The 22,863-nt window shown below is 66.3% G+C and carries 24 protein-coding genes and 1 tRNA gene; 6 read left to right on the top strand and 19 right to left on the bottom strand.

The annotated features are described in order from the left end of the window. Positions 1-140: 140 nt before the first annotated feature. Positions 141-752 carry a ScbR family autoregulator-binding transcription factor gene (locus tag ITJ67_RS05115; RefSeq protein ID WP_194676972.1) on the bottom strand — a complete coding sequence of 204 codons (612 nt, stop codon included), beginning with the start codon at positions 750-752 and terminating at the stop codon, positions 141-143. A gap of 130 nt (positions 753-882) precedes the next feature. Here ITJ67_RS05115 and ITJ67_RS05110 point away from each other — a divergent pair. Both ITJ67_RS05110 and ITJ67_RS05105 read left to right on the top strand, forming a co-directional pair. Beyond that, positions 883-957 (top strand) — tRNA-Ile (locus ITJ67_RS05110). 469 nt (positions 958-1,426) lie between these two features. Then, positions 1,427-1,855: a hypothetical protein gene (locus tag ITJ67_RS05105; protein ID WP_194676971.1), complete on the top strand. Its 429-nt coding sequence runs from the start codon at positions 1,427-1,429 to the stop codon at positions 1,853-1,855. Between the two features lie 69 nt (positions 1,856-1,924). Here the strand turns inward: ITJ67_RS05105 and ITJ67_RS05100 are convergent, their stop codons facing one another. The 3 genes from ITJ67_RS05100 to ITJ67_RS05090 all read right to left on the bottom strand — a co-directional run bounded on the left by ITJ67_RS05100 (position 1,925) and on the right by ITJ67_RS05090 (position 3,430). Further along, positions 1,925-2,392, bottom strand: coding sequence for a hypothetical protein (locus ITJ67_RS05100; RefSeq protein ID WP_194676970.1), 468 nt, complete (start codon positions 2,390-2,392; stop codon positions 1,925-1,927). A gap of 164 nt (positions 2,393-2,556) precedes the next feature. Further along, positions 2,557-3,066, bottom strand: coding sequence for a hypothetical protein (locus tag ITJ67_RS05095; protein WP_160072059.1), 510 nt, complete (start codon positions 3,064-3,066; stop codon positions 2,557-2,559). Continuing rightward, entirely contained in the window at positions 3,059-3,430 is a 372-nt protein-coding gene (locus ITJ67_RS05090; RefSeq protein ID WP_194676969.1) for a helix-turn-helix domain-containing protein, read from the bottom strand. The genes ITJ67_RS05095 and ITJ67_RS05090 overlap by 8 nt, the downstream gene beginning before the upstream one ends. 115 nt (positions 3,431-3,545) lie before the next feature. On the opposite strand from ITJ67_RS05090, the gene ITJ67_RS05085 reads away from it, so the two are divergent. Continuing rightward, positions 3,546-3,890: a thiamine-binding protein gene (locus tag ITJ67_RS05085; protein ID WP_160072061.1), complete on the top strand. Its 345-nt coding sequence runs from the start codon at positions 3,546-3,548 to the stop codon at positions 3,888-3,890. Positions 3,891-3,896: 6 nt separating this feature from the next. On the opposite strand, the gene ITJ67_RS05080 is transcribed toward ITJ67_RS05085, so the two are convergent. Next, positions 3,897-4,193, bottom strand: coding sequence for a helix-turn-helix domain-containing protein (locus ITJ67_RS05080; protein ID WP_160072063.1), 297 nt, complete (start codon positions 4,191-4,193; stop codon positions 3,897-3,899). 76 nt (positions 4,194-4,269) lie between these two features. Between ITJ67_RS05080 and map the strand changes: the two genes are divergently transcribed. Next, entirely contained in the window at positions 4,270-5,070 is an 801-nt protein-coding gene (gene map, locus ITJ67_RS05075) for a type I methionyl aminopeptidase (protein WP_194676968.1), read from the top strand. Positions 5,071-5,106: 36 nt separating this feature from the next. Here map and ITJ67_RS05070 read toward each other — a convergent pair whose 3' ends face one another. Together ITJ67_RS05070 and ITJ67_RS05065 are read right to left on the bottom strand one after the other, a co-directional pair. Beyond that, positions 5,107-6,360: a glycosyltransferase gene (locus ITJ67_RS05070; RefSeq protein ID WP_323741393.1), complete on the bottom strand. Its 1,254-nt coding sequence runs from the start codon at positions 6,358-6,360 to the stop codon at positions 5,107-5,109. Positions 6,361-6,479: 119 nt separating this feature from the next. After that, the gene (locus ITJ67_RS05065; RefSeq protein ID WP_194676967.1) at positions 6,480-7,583 is read right to left on the bottom strand and encodes a DMT family transporter; all 1,104 of its coding nucleotides are present in this window, start codon (positions 7,581-7,583) and stop codon (positions 6,480-6,482) included. A gap of 65 nt (positions 7,584-7,648) precedes the next feature. Here ITJ67_RS05065 and def point away from each other — a divergent pair, with 65 nt between their 5' ends. Both def and ITJ67_RS05055 read left to right on the top strand, forming a co-directional pair. Next, the gene (gene def, locus ITJ67_RS05060) at positions 7,649-8,224 is read left to right on the top strand and encodes a peptide deformylase (RefSeq protein ID WP_194676966.1); all 576 of its coding nucleotides are present in this window, start codon (positions 7,649-7,651) and stop codon (positions 8,222-8,224) included. A gap of 41 nt (positions 8,225-8,265) precedes the next feature. After that, positions 8,266-8,544: a hypothetical protein gene (locus ITJ67_RS05055; protein WP_104241425.1), complete on the top strand. Its 279-nt coding sequence runs from the start codon at positions 8,266-8,268 to the stop codon at positions 8,542-8,544. Positions 8,545-8,576: 32 nt separating this feature from the next. Here the strand turns inward: ITJ67_RS05055 and hutI are convergent, their stop codons facing one another. The 12 genes from hutI to ITJ67_RS04995 form a co-directional block, all read right to left on the bottom strand. Next, positions 8,577-9,734 carry an imidazolonepropionase gene (hutI, locus tag ITJ67_RS05050; protein ID WP_194676965.1) on the bottom strand — a complete coding sequence of 386 codons (1,158 nt, stop codon included), beginning with the start codon at positions 9,732-9,734 and terminating at the stop codon, positions 8,577-8,579. After that, positions 9,731-11,089: a formimidoylglutamate deiminase gene (locus ITJ67_RS05045; protein ID WP_323741392.1), complete on the bottom strand. Its 1,359-nt coding sequence runs from the start codon at positions 11,087-11,089 to the stop codon at positions 9,731-9,733. Before ITJ67_RS05045 ends, hutI begins: the two co-directional genes overlap by 4 nt. Before the next feature lie 67 nt (positions 11,090-11,156). Next, on the bottom strand, positions 11,157-12,815 hold the full coding sequence (hutU, locus tag ITJ67_RS05040; protein WP_194676964.1) for a urocanate hydratase: 1,659 nt from the start codon (positions 12,813-12,815) through the stop codon (positions 11,157-11,159). Positions 12,816-12,877: 62 nt separating this feature from the next. Further along, positions 12,878-13,552 carry an IclR family transcriptional regulator gene (locus tag ITJ67_RS05035; protein WP_194676963.1) on the bottom strand — a complete coding sequence of 225 codons (675 nt, stop codon included), beginning with the start codon at positions 13,550-13,552 and terminating at the stop codon, positions 12,878-12,880. Between the two features lie 107 nt (positions 13,553-13,659). Next, positions 13,660-14,193 (bottom strand): HutD family protein, encoded by a 534-nt coding sequence (locus ITJ67_RS05030; protein ID WP_194676962.1) that lies wholly within the window; start codon positions 14,191-14,193, stop codon positions 13,660-13,662. Between the two features lie 38 nt (positions 14,194-14,231). Continuing rightward, entirely contained in the window at positions 14,232-14,834 is a 603-nt protein-coding gene (locus ITJ67_RS05025; RefSeq protein ID WP_194676961.1) for a hypothetical protein, read from the bottom strand. Beyond that, positions 14,831-16,036, bottom strand: a complete 1,206-nt coding sequence (locus ITJ67_RS05020) for a glutathionylspermidine synthase family protein (RefSeq protein ID WP_323741391.1) — start codon at positions 16,034-16,036, stop codon at positions 14,831-14,833. The genes ITJ67_RS05025 and ITJ67_RS05020 overlap by 4 nt, the downstream gene beginning before the upstream one ends. Before the next feature lie 154 nt (positions 16,037-16,190). Next, a complete protein-coding gene (locus ITJ67_RS05015; protein ID WP_194676960.1) occupies positions 16,191-17,297 on the bottom strand; it encodes a M23 family metallopeptidase in 1,107 nt (368 codons plus the stop codon). 154 nt (positions 17,298-17,451) lie between these two features. Then, entirely contained in the window at positions 17,452-18,708 is a 1,257-nt protein-coding gene (locus tag ITJ67_RS05010) for an FAD-binding protein (RefSeq protein WP_194676959.1), read from the bottom strand. 137 nt (positions 18,709-18,845) lie between these two features. Beyond that, a complete protein-coding gene (locus ITJ67_RS05005) occupies positions 18,846-20,168 on the bottom strand; it encodes an SGNH/GDSL hydrolase family protein (RefSeq protein WP_194676958.1) in 1,323 nt (440 codons plus the stop codon). Between the two features lie 915 nt (positions 20,169-21,083). Next, a complete protein-coding gene (locus ITJ67_RS05000) occupies positions 21,084-21,683 on the bottom strand; it encodes a hypothetical protein (RefSeq protein ID WP_194676957.1) in 600 nt (199 codons plus the stop codon). A 265-nt stretch (positions 21,684-21,948) separates the two neighbouring features. Next, positions 21,949-22,680, bottom strand: a complete 732-nt coding sequence (locus ITJ67_RS04995) for a hypothetical protein (RefSeq protein WP_194676956.1) — start codon at positions 22,678-22,680, stop codon at positions 21,949-21,951. Positions 22,681-22,863: the final 183 nt, after the last annotated feature.

The following is a 22,863-nucleotide window of genomic DNA, read 5'->3' as shown; positions in this document are numbered from 1 at the left end:
TCCCATACTGTCGACCGTGAAGATCCTCGGAATCACCCGAAAGGACTGGTTCCGGGAGTTTCATGCCCTACTCGAGACTGATCTTTGTCCGCATCGCTGGCTCCTGGCGACGAGGTCAGCGCACCATCTCGATCACATGTTCACGACGACGAGACGTCAGCCGTTCGGCCCGGGTTCGCGAGTGTCACGCGGTGGACCGCCCACATCTCTCGAACGCGCTCGACGATGCTTCTGCCGTCATTCAGGTCCTGCATGAGCATCTGAATGCCGACCAGGTTCGCGAGCACCTGCCAGGCGGCCGCGTCGACGTCGATGTCGTCGCGGAGCGCGCCCGATTCCCGCGACGCCTGCAGCGCTTCCTTGGTCACTTCGAGCCAGGCGTCGAAGGGCCTCGGAAGCTCCTCCTCGATGAGCTCGCGCTCGCGCACCAGACGAATCGTGGCCCGCATGAGCGAATCGGACTGGAAACGCTCTGCGATCCGGATCATCAGTGACTCGAGCTCGTCGAGCGAGAGCCCGCGGTCGCGGGAGCGAGCGATCTCCGCATCCCACATCTCAGTCCAGGTCGCCGAGACGGCCTGGGCGAGGAGCGCTTTCGTCGGGAAGTGGAAATAGACCGTTCCCTTGGTCATGCCGAGTCGGTCCGAGATATCGCTGAGGACCGTGGCGGCATAGCCATTGGCCTCGAACTCGAGCGAAGCCGCTTCGAGCAGCGCCTGCCTCGTCTGCGCTCGCTGTTCAGCTCGCTTCATCATCCCCTGCTTTTCATGCATCCGAGGTCGGCTCCGCCCCCGCTTCTGGGGCATCAGTCTAGACCTGCGCCCGTCGAGCCCGTCGCCCACCGCACGTGTGCGCGAATTCTGGATACAATCGACAGCGCTTGGGGCGGTAGCCAAGCTGGTTAAGGCATCCGGCTCATAACTGGACGATGCGTGGGTTCGAGTCCCACCCGCCCTACTTCGGACTAAGGCCTCCACTCCCTTGCAATAGCGCGGAAGTCGGGGGCCTTCGCTGGTGCAGCAGAAGAGCCTCTGCCCACATTTTGCCCGCACTCTGAAACGGCGCTAGCTCGCAAGCTCGTTCCTCACTCTCTGCGAGGCGCTCTCCATCCGCTCGATGCGTCGTCGTTCCTTCGTCCCGGCGCGAGCGTCGGCGGCCGGCTTATGCCAGGCGGCGAGCTGCGGAAACACCTCGACCGCTTCGGAGTTCGCGAGCACCGCCCTGAGCATCGTGTACTAGGCCGTGGGCGACGACGCGAAGCCGTGCTGGCGGATGGCGTCCTGCTTCGCCACTGTGTGTCTGAGGTGCGCTGCCTCGAACTCGAGGAGGCTGCGCTCAAGGTGAGTGAGCATGCCGGCAGGCTACGACCGACCACCGACAATGCACGGAGAGGTCACAGTCGGTGGCCCGTGCGAGCATCCACGGCATGAACGAACCAGCCGTGCAGCTCACCGCCGAAGTCACCCTCGACTCGCTGGCGGTGCGGTGCGAGACGGTCCGGGAGCGGGTCGACTCGAAGTGCTCGAAGCGCATCGTCTGCTGGTGCCCGGTGGCGACGAGGCCCGTCGACGGCGACACGTACGAGCCGATCCTGCACGAGCCGGTCGAGGTGTTCAACGAGTGCCTGGACATGTTGCAGTGGGTGACCGAGGGCGGCGTGCGCGCCGAGGTGCGGCACGCCCTCGAGGTCGGGACCATGAGCGAGAAGGAGTCGGCCATCTCGCACGGCAACGCGCAGATTCGCGGCACGGTGACGCTAGAGGGCGACGCGCTTGCCGCCGAGCGCCTGACCTCCGAGCTCTCGATCGCGCTGCTCTACATGGCCCAGCGGGCGACGAGGAAGAAGGGGTGGTGAACTCACGAAACCGCCCCTCCCCACAGTCCGGAAGGGGCGGAATCGACGTCGAGCGACCGACCGGGTTGGTCAGGCGGGGGCGGCGACGTTGATCTGGCCAGTCAGCGTGCCAGACGGCTCGCTTTGCCATGCAAGTTCCACATCCCAGACGGACGGCCCGAAGAGCTGACACTGGAACGTGCCCTCGCCAACTACGGCCTCGAAGGTGCTGTAGAACTGGAGCGAAGTCGGCGAAAGCTGCTGTTGCTCCCACCCAACCGGCCCGCTGCTGGCTGACAGCGCTCCGGTTCCTGCTGTCCGCGAATAGGTGAGTTGCACACCTCCGAATTCCAACGCCTGAGCGGCGCTTGCCGGGATGTTGACGCGCACCTGCGTGCCCTGCCCATTCGTCGCCTGGGGCGTGAGGATGTTCAGAGTGAACTCCTCCTCGGCAGACGCGGCTCTCGCCGGAGCGGCCACCGTCAATGCGAGCACCGGGATGGTCCACGCACCGACGGTGAGCGCGGAGCGACGCGAGATGGGGGAAGTCTCAGCCATGGGGTCTTTTCTGTTGTGCGCCTCCGGGGGGGGGGGAGGCGAAAGCCGATCAGCAGTGATGGAGCTGACCTGATCATAGAGGCACCGCAGGGTGTGTTTCAGGCCCTGGACGCACGAAAGCGCCCCACCTCCCGAAGGAGATGAGGCGGCGACAGGGAACTGCCTCAGTCTCCCTCGGGGGTGATCGAGTCGCCGGGTGTTGCTTCGCTGTCTCCAGCTGATTCCTGGATGAGTTCGATCTCTTCGCGCTTGATGATTGGCATCAGCAATCCGGCCCCAAAAACTCTTTGCGTGACCGACGCGACGGCCTCGCGCGCGTACGGGACGACCGCAAAGAAACCCACGAATTGCGCGAACTCTCGAATGACCGACGGCTGGTACTCCTCGAAGAGGCTCTCCTGGAGCGTGTACTCCGCAGCCACCTCAACCCGAACGGGTCCGGCCTCTGTCTCGATCGTGACCCTGAGTCGAACGCGGAAGCCGCGGCCGCTGAGTTCGCTCTCGCATCCGAGCTCGTACTCGGGGTCGACGTCGCCGCCGAGCAGATCGGAGAACTTCGAGGTACTCAGCTGCTTGTTTGACCGCTGGGCGAAGACCTCCAGCAACACAATGTCATCAAGCTCAACTACCTGAAGCAGGTCCTCAACGGTGAGTGACGGGTTGACCTCAGACACTCTGCAGCTCGTTCACGGTTGTGAATTCACGAGCTCTCACCATCTTGCGTGAGCTCCATTGAGGGCGTCGAGCCTCATACCCGCCAACCACGCGCCAAATACTCTCTGGATCATCAGCAGCGCGGTGGGCGTCGCAGTCATCGTTCACCTTGATCTCCAGGCGAGCACCGACAGCCATGGCGTAGCGGCGGATCGTCGACAGGGTGGGGTTCGCGTCGTAGTGTTCGAAACCCGAGACAGTGGCCTGGCTGACCCCCATGCGCGCGCCAACTTCGGCCTTGCGCTCGTCGATGACATCAGCGAGCTTGTCAGCGAGAGCTTGGATCGACTCGGGCGACGCCTCGGCCTTCCCGAGCTGCTCCATGAGGGCTTGGAAGTGTGCGAGCACGTCGTCGGGGATCTGGGTTCGAGTCCCACCCGCCCTACTCAGGTCTCGATTGCAGGCCAGTTCGAGGCCCCCTCGTGGCACGATGGTCAGCATGATCGTTGCCTTCTCCGTCGCACCAAGCGGCACCCCGAGTCCAGACGCCCCTTCTCCGGGAGAGGGCGATGCGTCACTGCACAACGCGGTCGCCGCGGCGGTCGCTGTCGTGCGCGACTCCGGCCTCCCGAACCGCACCGATTCGATGTTCACGACCATCGAAGGCGAGTGGGACGAGGTGTTCGCCGTCGTCAAGGCCGCAACCGAAGCGGTCGGGCAGTTCGGGAGCCGCGTCTCACTGGTCCTGAAGGCCGACATCCGCCCTGGCCACAGCGGCGAGCTCGACGGCAAGGTCGAGCGTCTGGAATCCGCGCTCGAAGCGCGTTCCGCACAGTCGAGCTAGGAGCCGTCAGCCGGCGGCGCGGATCTGCGCCCCGGCTTCCGGTGCGTCGCCCGCGGCTTCCGGCGCGCTGATCTGAGCCCAGACGTCGTCCAGCGAGACGCCGAGCACACCGGCTATCGCGGCGATCGTGGAGAACGCAGGCGTCGCGACTCGCCCTGACTCGATCTTCCTCAGGGTCTCGGGCGATACGCCCGCGTCGAGCGCGACGCGCAACATGGCGCGGTCGCCTCGTGATCGTCGGAGGAGAAGACCGAGGCGTTCCCCTCGTTCGATCTCCTCGGGGCTGAGCGGGAGTCTGACCATGACCCGATACTAATCCGGTATATCTTTACCGGGATACTTATTGGCACAGTCAGCACCTACGGAAGGACGTCCCCCGATGATCGAGATCCTCAACGAGGCTGAAGTCGAGCGTGCCGCACGAACGGGGCGACTCGTCGGCACGATCCTGCAGGATCTGAAGGCTCGCGTCCGAGTCGGCACCGACCTGCTCGAGATCGACAGCTGGGCGAAGGCGATGATCCTCGACGCGGGCGCCACCTCCTGCTACGTCGACTATGAGCCGTCTTTCGGGCGTGGCCCATTCGGCCACTACATCTGCACCGCGGTGAACGATGCAGTCCTCCACGGCAAGCCGTACCACTACCGCCTCGCAGACGGCGACCTCCTGACGCTCGACCTCGCGATCATCACTGAGGGCATCGCCGCGGATGCCGCGATCAGCTTCATCGTCGGGCCTTCCCGCGACCCTCGCGATGAAGCACTCATCAAGACGACCGAGCGCGCGCTCGAGGCCGCCATCGCCGTCGCGAGACCCGATGCCCGCATGGGCGACATCTCGCACGCGATCGGCTCGGTGCTCTCGAGCGCGGGCTACACGATCAACATGGAGTTCGGCGGACACGGAATCGGCTCGACGATGCATCAGGACCCGCACGTCGCGAACGACGGCCGCCTCGGCCGCGGCGTTCGCCTCCGCCAGGGAATGCTGCTCGCGATCGAACCCTGGGTCATGGCCGACACCAACACGCTCGTCACGGACGACGATGGCTGGACGCTTCGCAGCGCGACAGGATGCCGCACCGCGCACACCGAGCACACCATCGCGATCACGGCGAGCGGGGCGCGCATCCTGACCCTGCCAGCGCCGCAAGAGGCTCGCGAGCCGCAAACAGCGTGAGGCAGGCGGGCGTCGACGGAGAGCCGTCGCGGCGAGTCAGTCGAGCGAGTGATCCTGCTCGTTGACGGAGTCGCGGGCGACGTCCTTGACCGAGGCTCCCCGGTAGAGGCGCTCGAAGAGCTCGAGCGTGCGGTCGATGTCGTGCATGCGCACGAGGTCGAGGCCGGCGCGACCCAGCTCTTCCCGCTCGGAGGAGGAGAGGGAGAGCACTCTCGAGAGCTTCTCCGCGAGGTCCCGCTCGTTGTTGGGCTCGAACAGGAAGCCGTTCTCGCCGTCGTGCACCAGGTGGGGCAGCGCCATCGCGTCGGCCGCGACGACCGGCAGGCCGGAGGCCATCGCCTCCATCGTCGCGATCGACTGCAGCTCGGCGATCGACGGCATCGCGAACACGGAGGCGCGCGTGTACATGCGGCGAAGCTCCTTGTCGCTCAAGTAGCCGTGGAAGGTCACCCGATCGGCGAGCCCGAGCTGCTTCGCGAGCGACTGCAGGTTCTTCTTCTGGTCACCGCCTCCCACGATGTCGAGGTGCACGTCGCCCGGGAGCAGGGTGAGGGCACGCAGCAGCACATCGATTTTCTTCTCACCGGTCACACGACCGACGAAAAGGATGCGCTTCGCCTCACGCGGTGAGAAGTCGAAGGTGTAGTCGGAGGTTCGGATGCCGCACGAGATCGCAAGCACATCGGAGATGCCGCCGTTGGCCTCGAGGAAGTCCGCGGCGCGACGTGTCGGCGTCGTGATGGCCGTCGCCCGGCCGAGAGTGGAACGCGCGTCCTTCCACCAGATGCTCGCGGCGAGCCCGCGCAGGGCCTGCGGGAGGAGCGAATGATCGACGAGGTTCTCGATCATGAGGTGATTCGTGCCGATGATCCGGATGCCGCGCTTCTCAGCCTCGATCGCGACGCCGCGGCCGATGATGACGGCCGACTGGAAATGCACGACGTCGGGGCGCACCTCGTCCACCACACGCTGGGACTCTGCGCGGATGCGCCACGGCGGCGCGTATCGCAGCCAGTCGTGTGCCCACCAGCGGTGCGAACGGAGACGGTGGGCGGTGATGTTCTGACCGTCGTACTGCTCGGTCCACGTGCCGTGACGCCTGCTGGCGGCGGGGACCATGACGTGCACGTCGTGCCCTCTCGCGGCCATTCCGGAGGCGAGGTGCTCGGTGAACTTCGCGGCACCGTTGACGTTGGGCGTGAAGGTGTCCCCCGCGATCAGGATCTTGAGCGGCCGCTCGCCATCTGCTGCGACGGCGGTGCTGCTTGGTGAACGACCTTCATTCGGCACGGGGTGGTGACCTCGATCTCATCTGGGCTCGCGACAGGTGGTGGTCGTCGCTCGCGGAATCTCACGTCATGGTACTGGCCGCGCGCTGAGGCGGAGCCGCAGCACACGCTGAAGCTCGGCTATTGGTCGATGGTGCGGGCGGGCCCGTGCTTCGAGGCAGCGCCACGGCCCGGCGCCTCGATTCGCTGCTCGACTCGGTCCGCATCGTCGGACGGCGTGCCCGCAGCGCGGCTCTCGGCGTCCTGGCGGCGACCCTCGAGATCGAGTGCACCACGGCCCTCCACTGCGCTCCGGCGGACCGCCTCGACTTCATCCTCGGTCTGCCCCCGCTCGAGCACGAAGACGCCCGTCACGGCGATGGCACCAGAGACGATGAACATCACGAAGGCGTACCACGGTGCAGCGCTCGCCTCGCCAAGCACGGCGATGGCGATGGCCACGGCGATGATCGGGTCGATGACCGTGAGTCCCGCGATGACCATGTCCGGCGGTCCAGAGGCATAGGCGTTCTGCACGAAGTAGCCGCCGACGCCCGTCGCGACGAGCAGCGCGACGAGGCAGATGAGCGTGAGCCACTCGAAGTTGTCGTGCTGGATGCGGTTGATCGTGATCTTGGCGAGCGTCGCGACGAAGCCGTAGATGATGCCGGCACCCAGCACGTAGATGAGGGCCTTGAAGCGCTTGCGGAGCAGGAAGAACGCCGTGCCGAAGACGACCACGACGACCGCGAGGAGGACGAGCACCGTCGAGACCTGCTCATCGGAGATCGCCCCCTCCTTCGCGAAGAGCGCCGCCACGGTGACAAACGCGCCGACGCCGATGATGCACAGCGCCACCGCGAAGATCTTCACGTTCGGGAGCCGCTGGCGGATCGCCCGCGCCGTCAGCAGCGTCGTCAGCAGCAGGGAGACGACTCCGAGCGGCTGCACCACGATGATCGGCGAGAAGACGAACGAAGCCAATTGCATGACCACTGCGAGACCGAGCATCACGGTGCCGATGACCCAGGAGGGTCGGCTCAGCAGCGCCAGGAGGTGCTGCAGGTTGAGCCCAGCGGCACCGCTCGTGCCACTCGCGGCCTCGACCTTGCTGACACCGCGGTGCTGGTACATGGCGCCCAGCGACATGAAGACCGCGCCGACGAGCGCGAGGGGAATGCCGATCATCTGGACCGGGGAGAGCCCCGGAAGCACTGCCAGATCACTGAGGGGTGCGATGGTCATGATGGGCAATCCTATTGTGCGGCGCGCGTCGTGAAGGGATGTTGCCGCGAAGATACGCTGATGGGATGACAACTCTCCCAATTCGCATCTACGGCGAGCCAGTCCTCCACGAAGCTGCCGCCCCGGTCGACGAGATCACCGCCGAGATCCGCCAGCTCGTCGCGGACATGTTCGAGACCATGGATGCGGCCCCCGGTGTCGGCCTCGCGGGCCCCCAGATCGGCGTCGGCAAGCGCCTCTTCGTCTACTCCTACGAGGAGGCGGATGGCACGATGCGGCGTGGCGTGGCCATCAACCCTGAGTTGTACGTGACGCCGGCCGAGCCCGAGTCCCTGCTCGAGCTGGACGACGAGCTCGAGTCGGAGGGGTGCCTCTCGTTCCCCGGCGAGCGCTACCCTCTCCGCAGGTCAGAGCGTGCGCTGCTGCGCGCCTCTGACCTGGACGGCGAGCAGTACGAGATCGAGGCAGAGGGCTGGTTCGCGCGCATCCTGCAGCACGAGTACGACCACCTCAACGGCATCATCTACGCCGACCGCCTCGAGCATCCCTGGTACAAGGATGCGTTCAAGGTCATGCGCAAGCGCAGCTGGGGCGGGCCGGGAAAGAGCTGGCTGCCAGGCGTGGACGATCTCGAGGGCTGAACCGCCCGGTCATTGTCGGTGGCTCCTGCGAGGGTTCCGACATGACCACAGCGCTTGACGACCCCATCGAGGTCGAACTCGTCGACGAGCTCCCATCCGTCTTCTGGTGGGAGCGCTTCGCCTACATCGTGCATGGCCTCCCACAGTCGTTCTACCGGCGGGTCCAGCAGCGCTGGTGGGCCGGCGAGGGCGACCCGTCGCGCCTCGACACCGAGTTCTGGCGGGTCAGCGCGAGTCGCGATGGGCACGACGCAGACGCGTGCCTCTACGACCTGCGCAGAGACCCGGACGGCTGGCGGCTGGTGCTCCGATGGGAGTGAGCCCTGTTCCTCCCCGTACGGAGCCGCGCAGCTCAGACGAGACGGACCCCCGCCTGCCAGACCGCCTGCGTCAGCTGCATCCCCGGCCGATACGCCAGGTGCGTGACCGAGGGGGCGTCGAGCACCTGGAGGTCTGCACGGAAGCCGGGCATGAGCGCTCCGATCGGCAGCTCCCCCTCGTGACGGCGCAGCGCGACGGCACCGCCCATCGTGGCCGACCAGACCGCCTCCTCGACGCTCAGATGCATCTGCAGCACTGCCGTGGCGACGCAGAAGGCCATGGACGTCGTGTACGAGGTTCCCGGGTTGCAGTTGCTCGCCAGCGCAACCGTCGCCCCGGCCTCGATGAGGCTCCGAGCCGGGGGGAACGGCTGGCGAGTCGACAGGTCGCAGGCGGGAAGCAGCGTGGCCACGGTGCTCGACGCGGCGAGCCGGTCGATGTCCTCGTCGTCCAGGAAATTGCAGTGGTCGACGCTCGCCGCCCCCAGCTCCACGGCCAGCCTCACCCCGGGGCCGGGACCGAGCTGGTTGCCGTGGACCCGCAGTCCGAGGCCGGAGTCGAGGGCGGCCTGCAGTACCGCCCTCGACTGCGCCTCATCGAAAGCGCCTCGTTCGCAGAACACATCCATCCAGGCCACGTACGGACGAACCGCCTGCAGCATGGGGCCCGTCACGAGGGCCACGTAGTCGTCTGCGTCCCAGCCGTCCGGCACGACGTGCGCACCGAGGAACGTCACATCCTGACCGAACTCCGCGGCAAGGCGCGCGGAACGCTCCTCGGTCTCGACATCGAGGCCGTATCCCGTCTTGGTCTCGAGCCACGTGGTTCCGTTGACATTGGCGGTGCGGATGCGCTCAGCCATGAGCGAGCGCAGCTCCCCACCGCTCGCTGCGCGCGTGCGTTCGACGGAGACCTTGATGCCGCCCGCCGTGTACGTCTCCCCCGCCATTCGCGCACCGAACTCCGTCGACCGGTCCCCCGCGAAGGCGAGGTGGGTGTGGGAATCGACCCACCCAGGCAGCACGGCTCGGCCGCCAACGTCGAAGCTGCTGTCGGCCGCCGGCGCATCCGCGTCCGCGCCGACCCACACCACCCGCTGGCCGTCGAGGACAAGCGCCGCGTCGTGCAGCACTCCGAGGTCCCCGTTGGTCGTGAGCTCGCCGATGTTCCTGAAGACCGTCGCGCTCATGTGCTGCTCCCTGCTGAGATTCCGTCGGCGCTGGATGAGGGATCCGCCGAGAGCACGGCGAGCTCGGCGGCCGCCTGCGCCATTCGCGCCACGTCGTTCTCGCGGTCGTAGACGACCCGGCCCGCAACCACGGTGCGGAGCACGTCGCTCGACGTTCCCGTGAGCACGAGCTGTGCGGGGCGCGAACCCGCGGTCCGAACCGAGGCGGCGTCGACCTCGACGAGGTCGAACGGCCCGCCCAGCGTCGCGGGTGGCGCGAGGCCGAGCGACGCGTACCCGGCCGTCGTGCCGATCTCGGTGAGCTCACCGGGCGAGAACCGTCCCCTCGCCTGCGAGCGGAGCCGTTCGCCGGCCTCGAGGCCGCGCAGTTCGAGGAAGGGATCGACGACCGCGTTCTGGTCCGAGCCGATCGCCAGCAGAGCGCCGGCGGCGGTGAGCTCGATGCCGGGGCCGATGCCATCGCCGAGATCGGCTTCCGTGGTCGGGCAGAAGACCGCGTGCACGCCAGCTGCACCGAGGAGCGCGATGTCGTGCTCGCTCAGGTGCGTGGCATGGACGACGCTCAGGCGGCGGGTGAGCGCTCCCGCGTCGGCGAGCAGCTCGGTGGGCGTGCGCCCGTAGGCTGCCAGGCTCTGCTCGTTCTCCGCGACCTGCTCCGACAGGTGGACGTGCAGGGGAACGTCGTCCGGGAGAGCGCGGGTGACCTCGGCGATCTCGGCCGCCGGCACAGCGCGCACGGAATGGAGGGCCGCGCCGAGCACAACCTGCGGATGATCGGCTCTGAGGCGTTCCCTGAGCGAGAACCACCGCGCGATCCACTGCGCTGCGCGGCCATCGCCGAACCGACGCTGCTGCACCGAGAGCCCCGTTCCTATCGAACCGGCGAGGTAGCACGTGTCGAGCAGGGTCAAGCGGATGCCGGCGGTCTCGGCCGCACGCGCGAGAGCCAGCTCCATGTCGTGGTCGGGGTACGGCGTGCCGTCGGGCTGATGGTGGACGTAGTGGAACTCGCCGACGGCTCCCCATCCGCTCGCCACCATCTCGGTGTAACAGGCCGTGGCGATCCGCTCCAGCGAATCGGGCGTGAGCTGCCCTGCGATGGCGTACATCTTGTCGCGCCAGGACCAGAAGTTCCCGCCGTCTGCGTGCGTACGCCCACGGAGCAGGCGGTGGAAGACGTGCGAGTGCGCGTTGCCGAAGGCAGGGAAGACGGTGCCGAGGACCAGGTCGCCTTCCGCGGCGGGCACCCCGAGCTGCTCTTCGACGACCTCTCCGGATTCGCAGCCGAGCCTGACAGCGCGCAGGACCTCATCGCCGCGGACGAGGGTCTCGATCCAGACCCACTCCACGCTCACGAGCGGGCCTCACTGCTGGAGGACTCCTCGGTGACGGAGACCTCGCGGAGCGCGGTGCGCCGCTCGGTCATTCGCCCTCCCACATGGGCACCCGCAGTCCGCGTTCCCTCGCGATATCGGCGGCGTGCTCGTAGCCCGCGTCCACGTGCCGCATGACGCCCGTGCCGGGGTCGTTGGTGAGCACGCGCTCGATCTTCTGTGCGGCGAGGTCGGTGCCGTCGGCCACGATGACCTGACCGGAGTGGATCGACCTGCCGATCCCGACGCCGCCGCCGTGGTGGAGGGAGACCCAGGTCGCCCCCGAGGCTGTGTTGAGGAGCGCGTTCAGGAGCGGCCAGTCCGCAATCGCGTCCGAACCGTCCTTCATCGACTCGGTCTCGCGGTACGGCGAGGCGACCGACCCGGAATCGAGGTGATCTCGGCCGATGACGATGGGCGCGGAGAGCTCGCCGGACGCGACCATCTCGTTGAACTTGAGCCCGGCGAGGTGCCGCTCCTGGTAGCCGAGCCAGCAGATCCTGGCGGGAAGGCCCTCGAAGTGCACCTTCTCGCTCGCGGCCGTGACCCAGCGGTGCAGTCGTTCGTCATCGGGGAACAGCTCGAGAATCGCCCGGTCGGTGGCGGCGATGTCAGCCGGGTCGCCGGAGAGCGCCACCCATCGGAAGGGTCCGCGCCCCTCCTCGAACTGCGGGCGGATGTGCGCTGGCACGAATCCCGGGAACTCGAAGGCTCGCTTGTACCCGCCGAGTTTCGCCTCGGCCCGGATGGAGTTGCCGTAGTCGAAGACCTCGGCCCCGGCATCCTGAAACCCGACCATGGCCGCGACCTGCTTGGCCATGGAGGCGCGGGCACGGTCCGTGAAGCCGACTGGGTCGCGCTCTGCCTCGGCCTTCCACTCCTCGACGCTCACGCCCTCGGGGAGGTAGGCAAGCGGGTCGTGCGCGCTCGTCTGGTCGGTGACCATGTCGATGGCGACGCCCCGCTCGAGGAGGAGCGGGAAGATCGTCGCCGCGTTGCCGACTACGCCAACGGAGCGAGGCTCGCGGGCTTCCTTCGCGGCAAGCGCTCGCTCGACCGCTTCGTCGAGGTCGTGGGTCATCTCGTCGAGGTAGCCGTGCTGCACGCGGCGCTCGAGCCGGCTCGCGTCCACGTCGACGATGAGGACCACGCCTTCGTTCATCGTGACGGCCAGCGGCTGCGCACCGCCCATGCCACCCGCGCCGCCCGTGAGCGTCAGGGTGCCCGCCAGCGTGCCGCCGAAGCGCTTCTCGGCGGCGGCCGCGAACGTCTCGTAGGTGCCCTGGAGGATGCCCTGTGTGCCGATGTAGATCCAGGAACCCGCCGTCATCTGGCCGTACATCGTGAGGCCGGCAGCCTCGAGTCGGCGGAACTCGGGCCAGTTGGCCCAGTCCCCAACGAGGTTCGAGTTCGCGATGAGGACCCGAGGCGCCCACTCGTGGGTGCGGAAGACGCCGACGGGCTTGCCTGATTGGACGAGCAGCGTCTCGTCGTCCTCCAGGGTCGTGAGGGTGCGGACGATGGCGTCGTACGCCTCCCAGTTGCGCGCCGCCTTGCCCGTCCCGCCGTAGACGACCAGGCTCTCCGGGTGCTCCGCCACTTCGGGGTCGAGGTTGTTCATGAGCATGCGGAGCGGTGCCTCGGTCTGCCAGCTCTTCGCGGTGAGCTTCGACCCGCGTGGGGCCCTGATGTTCTCGTGTGCGTTCATGTGCGTGATCCCTTGGTGACCGGAAAGAGTGAGGAATGGGGACGGCTGCTGCCCGGGACCGCTCAGGCGGGGCCGGAGCGCGCTGACGTCGTCGCGCTGAGTGAGTGCTGGATGCTGGCGGCCGCGCCGCTGAGGAGGGCGCCGTAGCGCTCGACCTTGGTCGTCGTGATGCGGTAGCTCGGAACCAGCACGCTGAGCGAGCCGATGATGCGCTCGTGGAGCACGATGGGGGCGGCGACCGCGGTGACGTCCTTCTCGACCCCGCTCTCGAGCGTGACGTAGCCGACGGCGGGCGTCTCACCTCGAAGCACCCGGCCGGTGGCCGAGCCCTCGAACGGAATGGTGCGTCCGACCCAGTTGGCGTGCCGGACGGAGTGGGTGCCCTCGTGGATGGCGATGTAGAGGGCCTGGTCCGCGTGACCGGGCACGCTGAGGTAGACCGACTCGCCGGTCGACTCTGCGATGTCGCGCAGAGCTGGCGAACAGAGCAGCGCGAGGTTGTCGTTCGAGAGCGCTCGCGCCCCGAGCTGCATGATCCTGCTCCCGGCGCGGAAATCACCGGCTTCGTCGCGGCGCACGAATCCGGAGGATTCGAGCGTGCGCAGGAGCCTGAGCGACGTGCTGGGTGAGAGTTCCGCGAGGCGCGAGCTCTCGGCCAGGCTCAGGCTGCTGTGCTCGCAGACGATCGCGAGCAGGGAGAGCGCCCGTTCGACTGTTCGAGTCGAGGGTTCGGCCATCTTGCCTCCTTCATTGCAGGCAACCGTAGACGTGGAGCGTTACGCGGATCGACCGCGCTTGTTTCCACCTAGTAAAACTCGCCTGCCATCAGATGGCAATACTCTCTTCAGTCTCGAGACGCTGCTCGAACGACCGCGAACAGCCCGGGTCCGCCGGAGAACGCCGCCATCGCACATCCCTCGAGCACCACCGTGTCGAAGCGGGCGAGGACAAGCGGTCCGCAGATCAGCTCACCGTCGAGAACGACGACTGCCTCGGAATCGAGTGACAGCTCCCGAGCATCTCGGACCACGGCCACTTCGAGAGCGGGACTCGCATCGGAGTACATGAGATTCAGCACCTGCGAGCTGCCAGCGACGGATGCCCCGACGACGTGCTGCGTGCCGGCGAACCGTGCCTGTTCCCCCGGGCCGAGCACCACCTCCCGGCCGTCGATCTCGAGACGTACCGCGTCGATCGCGAGCTGCACACGCTGCGTTCGCGGAATAAGCGAGAACTCGGCACGCTGGTCGATCGTCGCGATGCTCAGCGACCAGCCACCTCCGGTCGGCATGGCTCTGATGGCGCGCGTCACCCCCAGACCGTTCTGCCAGGGCGCGGGCTGGAGGTCGTCGTAGCGGATCACGTCGGCGGAGGTCATGCCCCCATTCTCCAGCCCCGCGATCAGACTGGCAGAGGTCAGCCGCCCGTCGAGCCGCCGCTTCCGCCGCCACCTTTCACCGTCGAGCCGAACCCGGACTTCCCCGTCGCCCCGAAGCCGCTCTTCAACGGTGCCCTCGACCCGACGGTCGCTCCCGCAGGGGCCTTCTGCGCGACGTCGGAGTGGGCGGACGAACCGGGGGCCGCGAAGCCGCCGGAGGTGACGGGTGCCCACGAGCTCACGCGAGTGCTGTTCCAGCGGGAGGACGCGAAGAGCACCGGTCCCAGCCAGAGCGCGGAGCTGTAGTGGGTTCCGTAGCTGCTCGACGACTCGCACAGGGACTCGGCGTCTCCCTCGACCTGCTCACCCTGCTGCTCGAGAAGCTGGATCTGCTCGTTCACGTCGGCGAGGCAGTCTTCCTTCGACGTGTAGGTCGGGCGTTCCGCACCATCGGGCAGCACGTAGTTCTCGCCGTCGGCTCCTTCGACGACGACCCCATCATCTGGGACGGTGCTGCAGCCAGCGAGGAACATCATGGCGGCCGCGACTCCCATCGCACCGACGGTCTTCGTCGTCGACGGGCGGGCGATTCCGGACAGGGTCACGCCACGGCTGCGGCGCAGCTTCGGTTCGTACGTCATGGTCGCTCCTCATGGTCGGTGATGTAGTGGGGCACGAACTCGGCGAGGTCGCCCGTGATGGGCCCACTCGTCTCCCGAACGTCGATGCCAGCCGGCGTCTCTCCCACGACCCAGGAACCCACGATGACCGTCTTGCCATCGATGTTCGCGAGCGTGGCCCGCTCCTGGTACACGAAGCCCTCCGCGCCGTACTCCCCGCCGTTCTCGGCCGTCCTGCGCCCCACGAGGTCGTACATCGTGACGTTGGCTCCCTCGCGTCCGAGCTTCGGCTTCTCCACGTACGCCCTGCCACGGAGTCGATCGGGGGTCTGGTACGCGGCGAGCAGCAGCGGATGATCGGGGAAGAGCTCCCAGAGCACGACCAGGAGCTGCTTGTTGGAGAGCATCATCTTCCAGATCGGCTCGACCCAGGCGGTTGTCGCTCGCGTCGTCGGGAAGTACTGCGCGAACTCCTCACGCACCATCCACTCCCAGGGGTACAGCTTGAAGATGCGCTCAATGCGCTCCCCGTCGCCATCGACGAAGCCGTGGGCGTCCTCATCGAACTGCACATCCTCCATGAAGATCTGCTTCACCTCGAAACCGGCGAGACGCGCCGTCTCCGCCATGTAGCCAACGGTGTCGGCGTCCTCGACGATGAGCTGCCCGTCGCCGCCGTCGTGCAGCGACGCAAGATGGAGCCGCGCGCCCTGCGGAAGGAACCAGCGCTGCACTCGGAGGTGCACCCACTGCTCCACGAGCAGCTCGTGCAGGAGGTTGAACTGGTCGGCACCGTCACCCCGTGTCTCGACGAGCCACTGCCATTGCGCGGCGGCGGACTCCACGAGCGACGTCGGTGTGTCCGCGTTGAACTCGAGGAGCTTGATCGTGCCTGCAGCGTCGTACGCGAGGTCGAATCGTCCGTACACGGTGGGATCGTCCTCGTCCCAGGACTTCTCGACGAGGTCCCAGAGCTCGACCGGGATGCTGAACTCGGCGAAGCGACGATCGCGCACGATGTGCTCGCACGCCTCCATGCAGAGCCGGAACAGCTCAGCCGTCGCCTCCTCGAACGCATCGATCTCGGCCCCGGTGAAGCCGTAGGCGGCCTCCTCCTGCCAGTACGGCCGCCCGCCCTCGGACTCCATGTCGTAGAAGGTGAAGCCGATGGAATCGAACCTCGCTCGCCAATCGGCTCGCGGAGCACTGTACGTGCGAATCACAGCTCGTCCATCCTCGGATCTCTCCACTCACCGACTGAACTGCCGATGAGCATCCCCAGCAACAGTAGGGGCAGGGGGTCGAGAATACCCGGAGAAAAGGCGCTGAGAGGATGCCCTGGCCGTGCCGACTCCCGGCCGTGGCCTGTCTCCGTGTCTAGGGAGCCGTCGACTGGTCCGGTGCGGCCGATTCGGACTCCGTCGGCGATGTCGGGGACGCCGGCTCCTGCGATTGCGAGGGAGCTGGACTCGGAGACTCGGGCTCTTCGCTCGGCGACGTCGATGGCGGCGGCGTGGACGACTCGGTCTCCGTGGGAGACGGTGCCGGCGACGTCGTGTTCTTCGGGGGCGTCGAGGGCTGGGCGGTCTGCGCGGGCGGGGTCGTGTCCGGCACGTCGCCAGCCGGTGGCGTGTACGTGCTGTCCTTCGGCACCCAACCGTCGTCATCAGCTGGGTTTCCTGAAGGCGGGCTCATCGTCGGTGCCTCACCGAAGATGTCCACGGCAGCCCCGTCCGCGTACTTATTGAGGAACTTCTGGGGGTCGACGTGGGTCCTATCGACGATGGTCTCCAGGTGCAGGTGCGGCCCGGTCGAAGCGCCAGTGTTGCCGAGCAGGCCCACGAGCTGTCCGGTCTTGACCTCGTCGCCGACCTTGACCGCGGGCGAACCTGCGACGAGGTGGGCGTACACGGAACGCACCTGCAGGCCATCGATGCGGTGCTCGACGACAACGTGGGCCCCGAGGCCGCCGCTGTCGGTCGGAACGGATTCGATCACGATGCCGTTGGCGATGGTCCCGACCCGCGTACCCTGCGGGCCGGCCATATCGAGGCCGCGGTGGTTCGAGGAGCATCCAGAGCACGGTGAGTTGCGGGGCCCGAAGCCATCGCTGATCCGCACGAGGCTCATGTCGACGGGCCATTGGACGCCTGGTGCCACGGTGCCATCAGGGGATACGGCGGCGGTGTTCTGCACGACAGGAACATCGCGGGCGTCGATGAGTTGACCGGGAACGCTGCCGGAGACGGTGTAGGTGACCCCGTCGTGCTCCTTGGAGCTCACGACCGGCACCGTCGACTGGCCGTCGTCAACTGCGCCCGTCACGGCAGCTGCGCCGATCGATGCGGCGGCGATGAGGCCGAGAGTCGCGGCGACGACTGGAACGGCGAGGAGTCTGGCGCGACGGCGTTCCTTCGCTCTGCGCGCGCGTCGACCCGGGACGTCGAGGTGGGTGTCTGACGTGGCGGTGGGTGACTTCGGCAAGGGAGTCTCCTGCAATTCTGCAAGTTGGTGCTTCACGGGCAACGTGTCCGAGTCTAAGGACCCTCGCGCGAATGCGGAAGTGCCGATTCAGTACGAGGGGGCTTATTACGCGCATTCCAGCACGCTCTACCCACAGTGAACGTCGCTAATCCCCTCAGATATCAAGAAGACGCTCACTGAACGGGGACACGAATTTCCGATCCGCATCCGCCTCGGAGACAAGGCGCCGGAATGACGGCAGGCGCGGATAGAGATGATTGAATTCATCGCGGTCGAGCGAGGTGAGCTTGCCCCAGTGGGGCCTCGCCTCGAATGGGCTGAGACTGCGCTCGATGACGGACAGGAGTTCCAGGACGGGTGCCGCGAGCTTCTTCCACGTGAACGCCACGCAGAGGACGTCCTCGCCCTGGGTCGGGCTGAGCCACAGCTCATCCCCCGCCATTGTCCTGAGCTCGCAGACGTGCAGCAGCGGCTGCAGGCGTGCGGAATGCGCACGGATCGCCTCGAGAGCCGCCCCCGCATGGCGGAGCGGCACGAAGTGCTCGCTCTGCAGCTCCGAGCCGACGCTCGGTGCTGAGCCGATAGGAAAGTGCGGAAGTCGATCCCACCAAGGTCCCACCGAGCCGTCCCGGGCGGTCACGGTCTCGGAGTCTGGCTCGCCCGGGAGACGGGGGGAACCGAACAGATCGTCCTCGACATCGATGTCATCCGCGGACTCCGGGACTCGAGACTTGACGAGCACCTCGCTGACGGCATCGTCGAAGGTCGTGAATGCGCTGACCGAATAGCCCGCCCGGTGAACCTGATCTAGATTTTCGAGATAGACGCGCCAGGGCATTGGCCCGTAGGCGTCCTGTCGCATGCTGTAGCGGGGCTGAATATCCAAGGTGACCCGCGTGACTATTCCGAGCAGGCCGAGGTTGAGGACTGCGCCGTTGAAGTCTGCGGAGTGCCGCTCGATGGTCCGAAGCGAGCCGTCTGGACCGAGGAACTCGAGAGCGCGTACCGCGGTGCTGAGAGAGCCGAGAGCAGTCCCGGATCCGTGCGTCCCAGTGGCGACGGCTCCGCCAACGGAGATGTGCGGCAGCGACCCCTCGTTGTGGAGCGCAAATCCTGCCCGGTCTATCTCGGGCGCAACCTCCCCGTAGGTGGCCCCGGCGCTCAGCGTGACGGTCATTGCGGGCGCATCTATGACCAGATCCGCGTTGAGGCCACCGAGGACGACGAGGACGCCCGAGGAGTCAGCGACATCGCTGAAGGAATGGCGAGTGCCGAGTGCGTGCACACGGTCGCTCTCAGCCACGATGCCTGCCGTCTCGTCGATCGACCGGGGCTCGACTATCGCTCGTGCCGAGTAGGTCAGCGACCCGGCCCAGTTCAGACGGCGCTGTTCTGGGCTGTTCCTCGTCATCAGCTGCACGCCTTCGTGAGTCTTGTTGCTGGGCGTCTCAAGAGGACCACGTGTCGACGTGCCCACGCAAGTCCGTTGACCAGAACTCCATCACCTCGGACACCAAGTTTCCCGCGGCACCCGAGGACTGCCGCGGGTTATCTCACCGTCACGGTCTGGCAGGGCGGGAAATAATCCCTGCCTGCGCCGAAGTTGATGCCCACCGTGCAGATGGAGTATTCGCCGGGTCTCAGGTCGAAGGTCATCGAATAGGTGTGTCGCCCTGGGATGCCGTACTCGTAGAGATGCGTCGAAGCGCGTGAGGCCATGGTGGTGTTCCAGACTCCATTCACGGTGATACCGACGGGAATCGACCTGAAGAGGTCCGAGGAATCGAATGCGTGGCCGGAGACGGTCATCATGCTCCCATTCACCGAGATACTCACGGTTGACCGTGCTTCAAACTGCTTGACCGCGGCGCTGTACGTGTTCCCGTCTCGCGCGAACGTCGCAAAGTACCTTGCCGCGACCTTCTGTCCGGTGCTGTTCATGTGCGTCAGGTCGCTCTCCGACATCCAGAACGAACGGGGATTGAGGCCACGGGCGATGCTGTCGCGGTCGGCCTGAGTGGGAACGAGACCCGCGTCGTAGAGCGCCCCGTTCGAGAGATAGTCGGCAAGGGGAATGACGCGTTGTCCATAGTGCTGCCTGATCCAGGTGTTGATGTTCTTGCGGTGCGCCGTGAGGGGATGCTCGTTTCCACCCCAGGCCGGTGGGAGCTCGACAACGTAGAACGGCGCGTTCGAGGTGGCCTGGTGCAGCTTGATCAGACGGGCCGTATCGTCCTTGACACGTTCGGGGTCGTCGAGGTCGTTCGACCCGAGCCAGAAGATCGAGACAGCGCCGGGGCTCGGCTTGTCGAGGGAGACGATGGGGGTGTTCTTCGCGACTGACACTGCGGTGCCGGCCTCATCTCGGGTGAACACCCAGAGCTGGCTCGGGTCATCCAAGTCAGGTCGGGTGCTCAGCTTGCCCTTGATGGCGCCGATCTGCGCGTCCATGACAACCCGCCCGAGCTTCTCGTCGCCGTACGCCTTGCCGACGGGGATGCCGAGCTGGACAGAACCGGACGATGGGATCGTGACGTCGCGGCTCAGGTACATCTGGTGCACGCCTCCCGCCGTGGCGATTGCGGTCGAGGTCATTCCGCCAGCGGAGTTGTTGATGACGTTCCACCCGGGCATGGCGTCTTGGAGGGCGCCGTTGCAGATCCAGTTCAGGCTCGAGGAGCCGTAGCACTGGACGCTCTGCGGACTCGCGCTCAGCGCCTGCTCGACATCGACAGCAGCGCTGCCCACGGATGTGGTGACCGTTGGGGGCGTCGGTGGCAGGGATGCGGAAATCGCCGGGTTCACCGCCGCACCCAACAGGGCGGCACTCAGCACCAGAGCGGAGAGCCGGCGGCGAGTTGCGCTTCGCATGTCGGGTTCCGTTCGTTTCGTCTGGGGAGCGGCACCCGGACTGCGCGTCTTGGTCGTCTCGGCCAGGCGGACGACGACAAGCAGCGGCCGGAAACTCGTGAGAGATGCGGGCCACAGGGGAACACCCACTGGGGATAGTTCTGAACCCTAGCGCCCGTTGCCGGCGACTCGCGACCCTGGTTGGGGTGGGTCTCACCTGGCGCCACGGAACGGTGTGGCTGCTGTCCTCAGGCTCCGCCACATTGGTCCTGCCCTGCAGCCACAGCTGCTCCGGGCGCTCCTGGCACAGCGCGTGACGTGCACAGACGAAAATCGGCGGACGCGAGGGATTGCTCCGCTCGCGCCCGCCGACCTGGTGATGCACGCCGAACCGCTCCACGTTTCCGCGAGCAGATTCATTCAGCTCCCTGAGATGGACTCGAACCATCAACCTGCCGATTCTGAGCCACCTGCCCGAGCATGACCAGCATGCCCCGACTTCCTTGATTTTCCGGGCCTGTTCGACCCGCCTGACTCAAACTCTACGGGTTCGCACGGACCGAATGCGGGTTCAGACGGGGGTTTTCGGGGGCTAAAAGAGGGTTCGGTTGTGGAGCAGTCCGCACAGCGTGTCGCGGTCGGCTGGTGCACCCGGGGCCGCACGTCCAAGCACTACTTTGCCCCGTTGCATCACCGTGCATCGGATGCGAGCCGGACAAAATGAAAGGCCCCGCCGGAAGTGATTCCGGCGGGGCCTGGTACCGCTGTCCAACGGCGCCCGAATGCAGGTCCCCCGACGTGCCTGGGCTGAACGTTAAAGCGGCTGTTTCAGCGTACGAGTGGCCAGCGCGCCACACGCGGGAGAGGTGCGAAGTCAGGATGAACTGGCACTGGCCCCGCACGAGACGGTTCTCGCAACGGCACCGTTCATCCCGATCAATCTGCTGCCGGGCACGGCACCTCGACTTCGAATTTGAGGCCGGCGATGGAGATGAACTGCCAGCCCTGCGCCCCGCCGTTCTGCGTGTACAGCATCGTCGAGCCGGTCGGGAAGCTCGCAAAACGGAACACGTCGAGGAAGTCCGAGTCCAAGGGGGTGAACTCGTTGTCCCCCTCCCGGTGGAATGGATCCGCGAGCGTGCCTGCGCCGACTCCGGCCGATGCTGGGCTCGGGGTGATCGATTCTGGCGTCACGCTGAATCCCACCGCGTCCCAGTAGGTGGCTCGCCAACCGGAGTTGGCAACCGAAGAGATGTCGAAGACCGTCAGCTCGAAGTTCTTCGGCGTGAATGCTGCCCCCGTGCTGTCGACGAATTCGAACGTGAGCGTCTGCGTCGGGGCCAAGGTCGAGGCCGGTGCGGTCGTGCCATCGATGCGTTGATTGAGCACGAGCGATCCAGCTGCGCCAAAGCCGGAGAACTCGTAGTCGTCGCTGCCATCTGCAGCGGCTTCCCCGTTCCATCCTGCTCCGTCGTCCGTGAGGTTGTGTGAAATGCCGTTTTGTGTAGTGGTCGTTCCCGGCCCGAGTGTTGACACAGCCCGGACGGTGTAGGTCGTGGCGCTTCCCGGGACGGTCGCTGTCCATTCCGAGGGATTGCCGGCGACGGCGACTGCCGACGCGGTAGCGGTGCCCGTGCACAGAGGGGTCGAAGCTGCCGCGAGAGGAGCAGCTGTCGCGGCGCTGATGACAGGGATGGTCCATGCCGCTGCGGTGACGATTGTGCGACGGGAGATGTGGGCGGGCTGGGGATTGTTCATATTCCTGGTTTCTCTTGAATAGTCCGTGCGATGGCGGTCTTGGTCAGCAGTCGAGGTCGAAGTTCATGTTCGTGAGGTGGATGCCGCCGCCTGCAGCCACACCTTGGCGCTTGAACAAGACGCTGAACTCGGTGATGGGGCCGACCAGGACAAATTGGACTTCGCGGTCCGGGTCCTCGGGGTTCACTCCTCCGAAGACATGGGCGGAGTAGATGTCTGGAGCGGTCTCGTAGGTCATCCCAATTCCAGCGACTGCTGAGACCGTTTGGCGCCCGACGATGTTGCGGATACCAACCCACTGCTTGGCAACGATTGCGTTGGGGGTTCCCATTGTCTTGACGTCACCGATGCGAAATCGGACATTTTGAATGGGAGCGTCAAATGAGACGTGTGTATCGCTGCTGTGGTGAGGATCGAAGACGTCTGGCGCGAGGGTCTCCTGCGGTGTCGAGTCGAGTTTGAGTCCCTGGCCGTTCGGACTGAGATGCTCGGAGTCTGGGCTGAGGGCACCATTGGCCTGGACGCTGGAGGTGATCTGATAGTCGATCAGTGCACTGCCGCTCGGTCCAGTAGCGGTCACGGTTCCGTGTCCCGACATACTGGAAACACGCACAAATCCAGGGTCGCTCCACACGATAGCTCCGCTCGCACACCCACTCGACGCAGCAACAGTCGGAGTCGCGACAGCGGCACTGAAAATCGGAACTGACCACACGGTGCTGTGGATGACGATACGGCGCGCGCGTTCTCCTTCGTTCGAATCCAGGTCGGCCATCCGGTGAGACTCCGTGGAATTAGGGGAAGCGCAACCCGCTGCTGCGTTCGCGCTTGATGCTCTCTCTCAGCTGTCCCCCGCGGTGAAACGAACGACACATCGTGGACTTTCGCGTCGAACTCGAGGACGATTTGGCACGGTCGCTCGAGGTGGGGACTTCAAGCATCCGAACACGCACGTGGA

The organism is Pseudoclavibacter sp. VKM Ac-2867 (assembly GCF_015351275.1).
In the GTDB taxonomy this organism is placed as follows: Bacteria; Actinomycetota; Actinomycetes; order Actinomycetales; family Microbacteriaceae; genus Pseudoclavibacter.
This window is presented reverse-complemented; position numbering and strand designations above follow the sequence as displayed.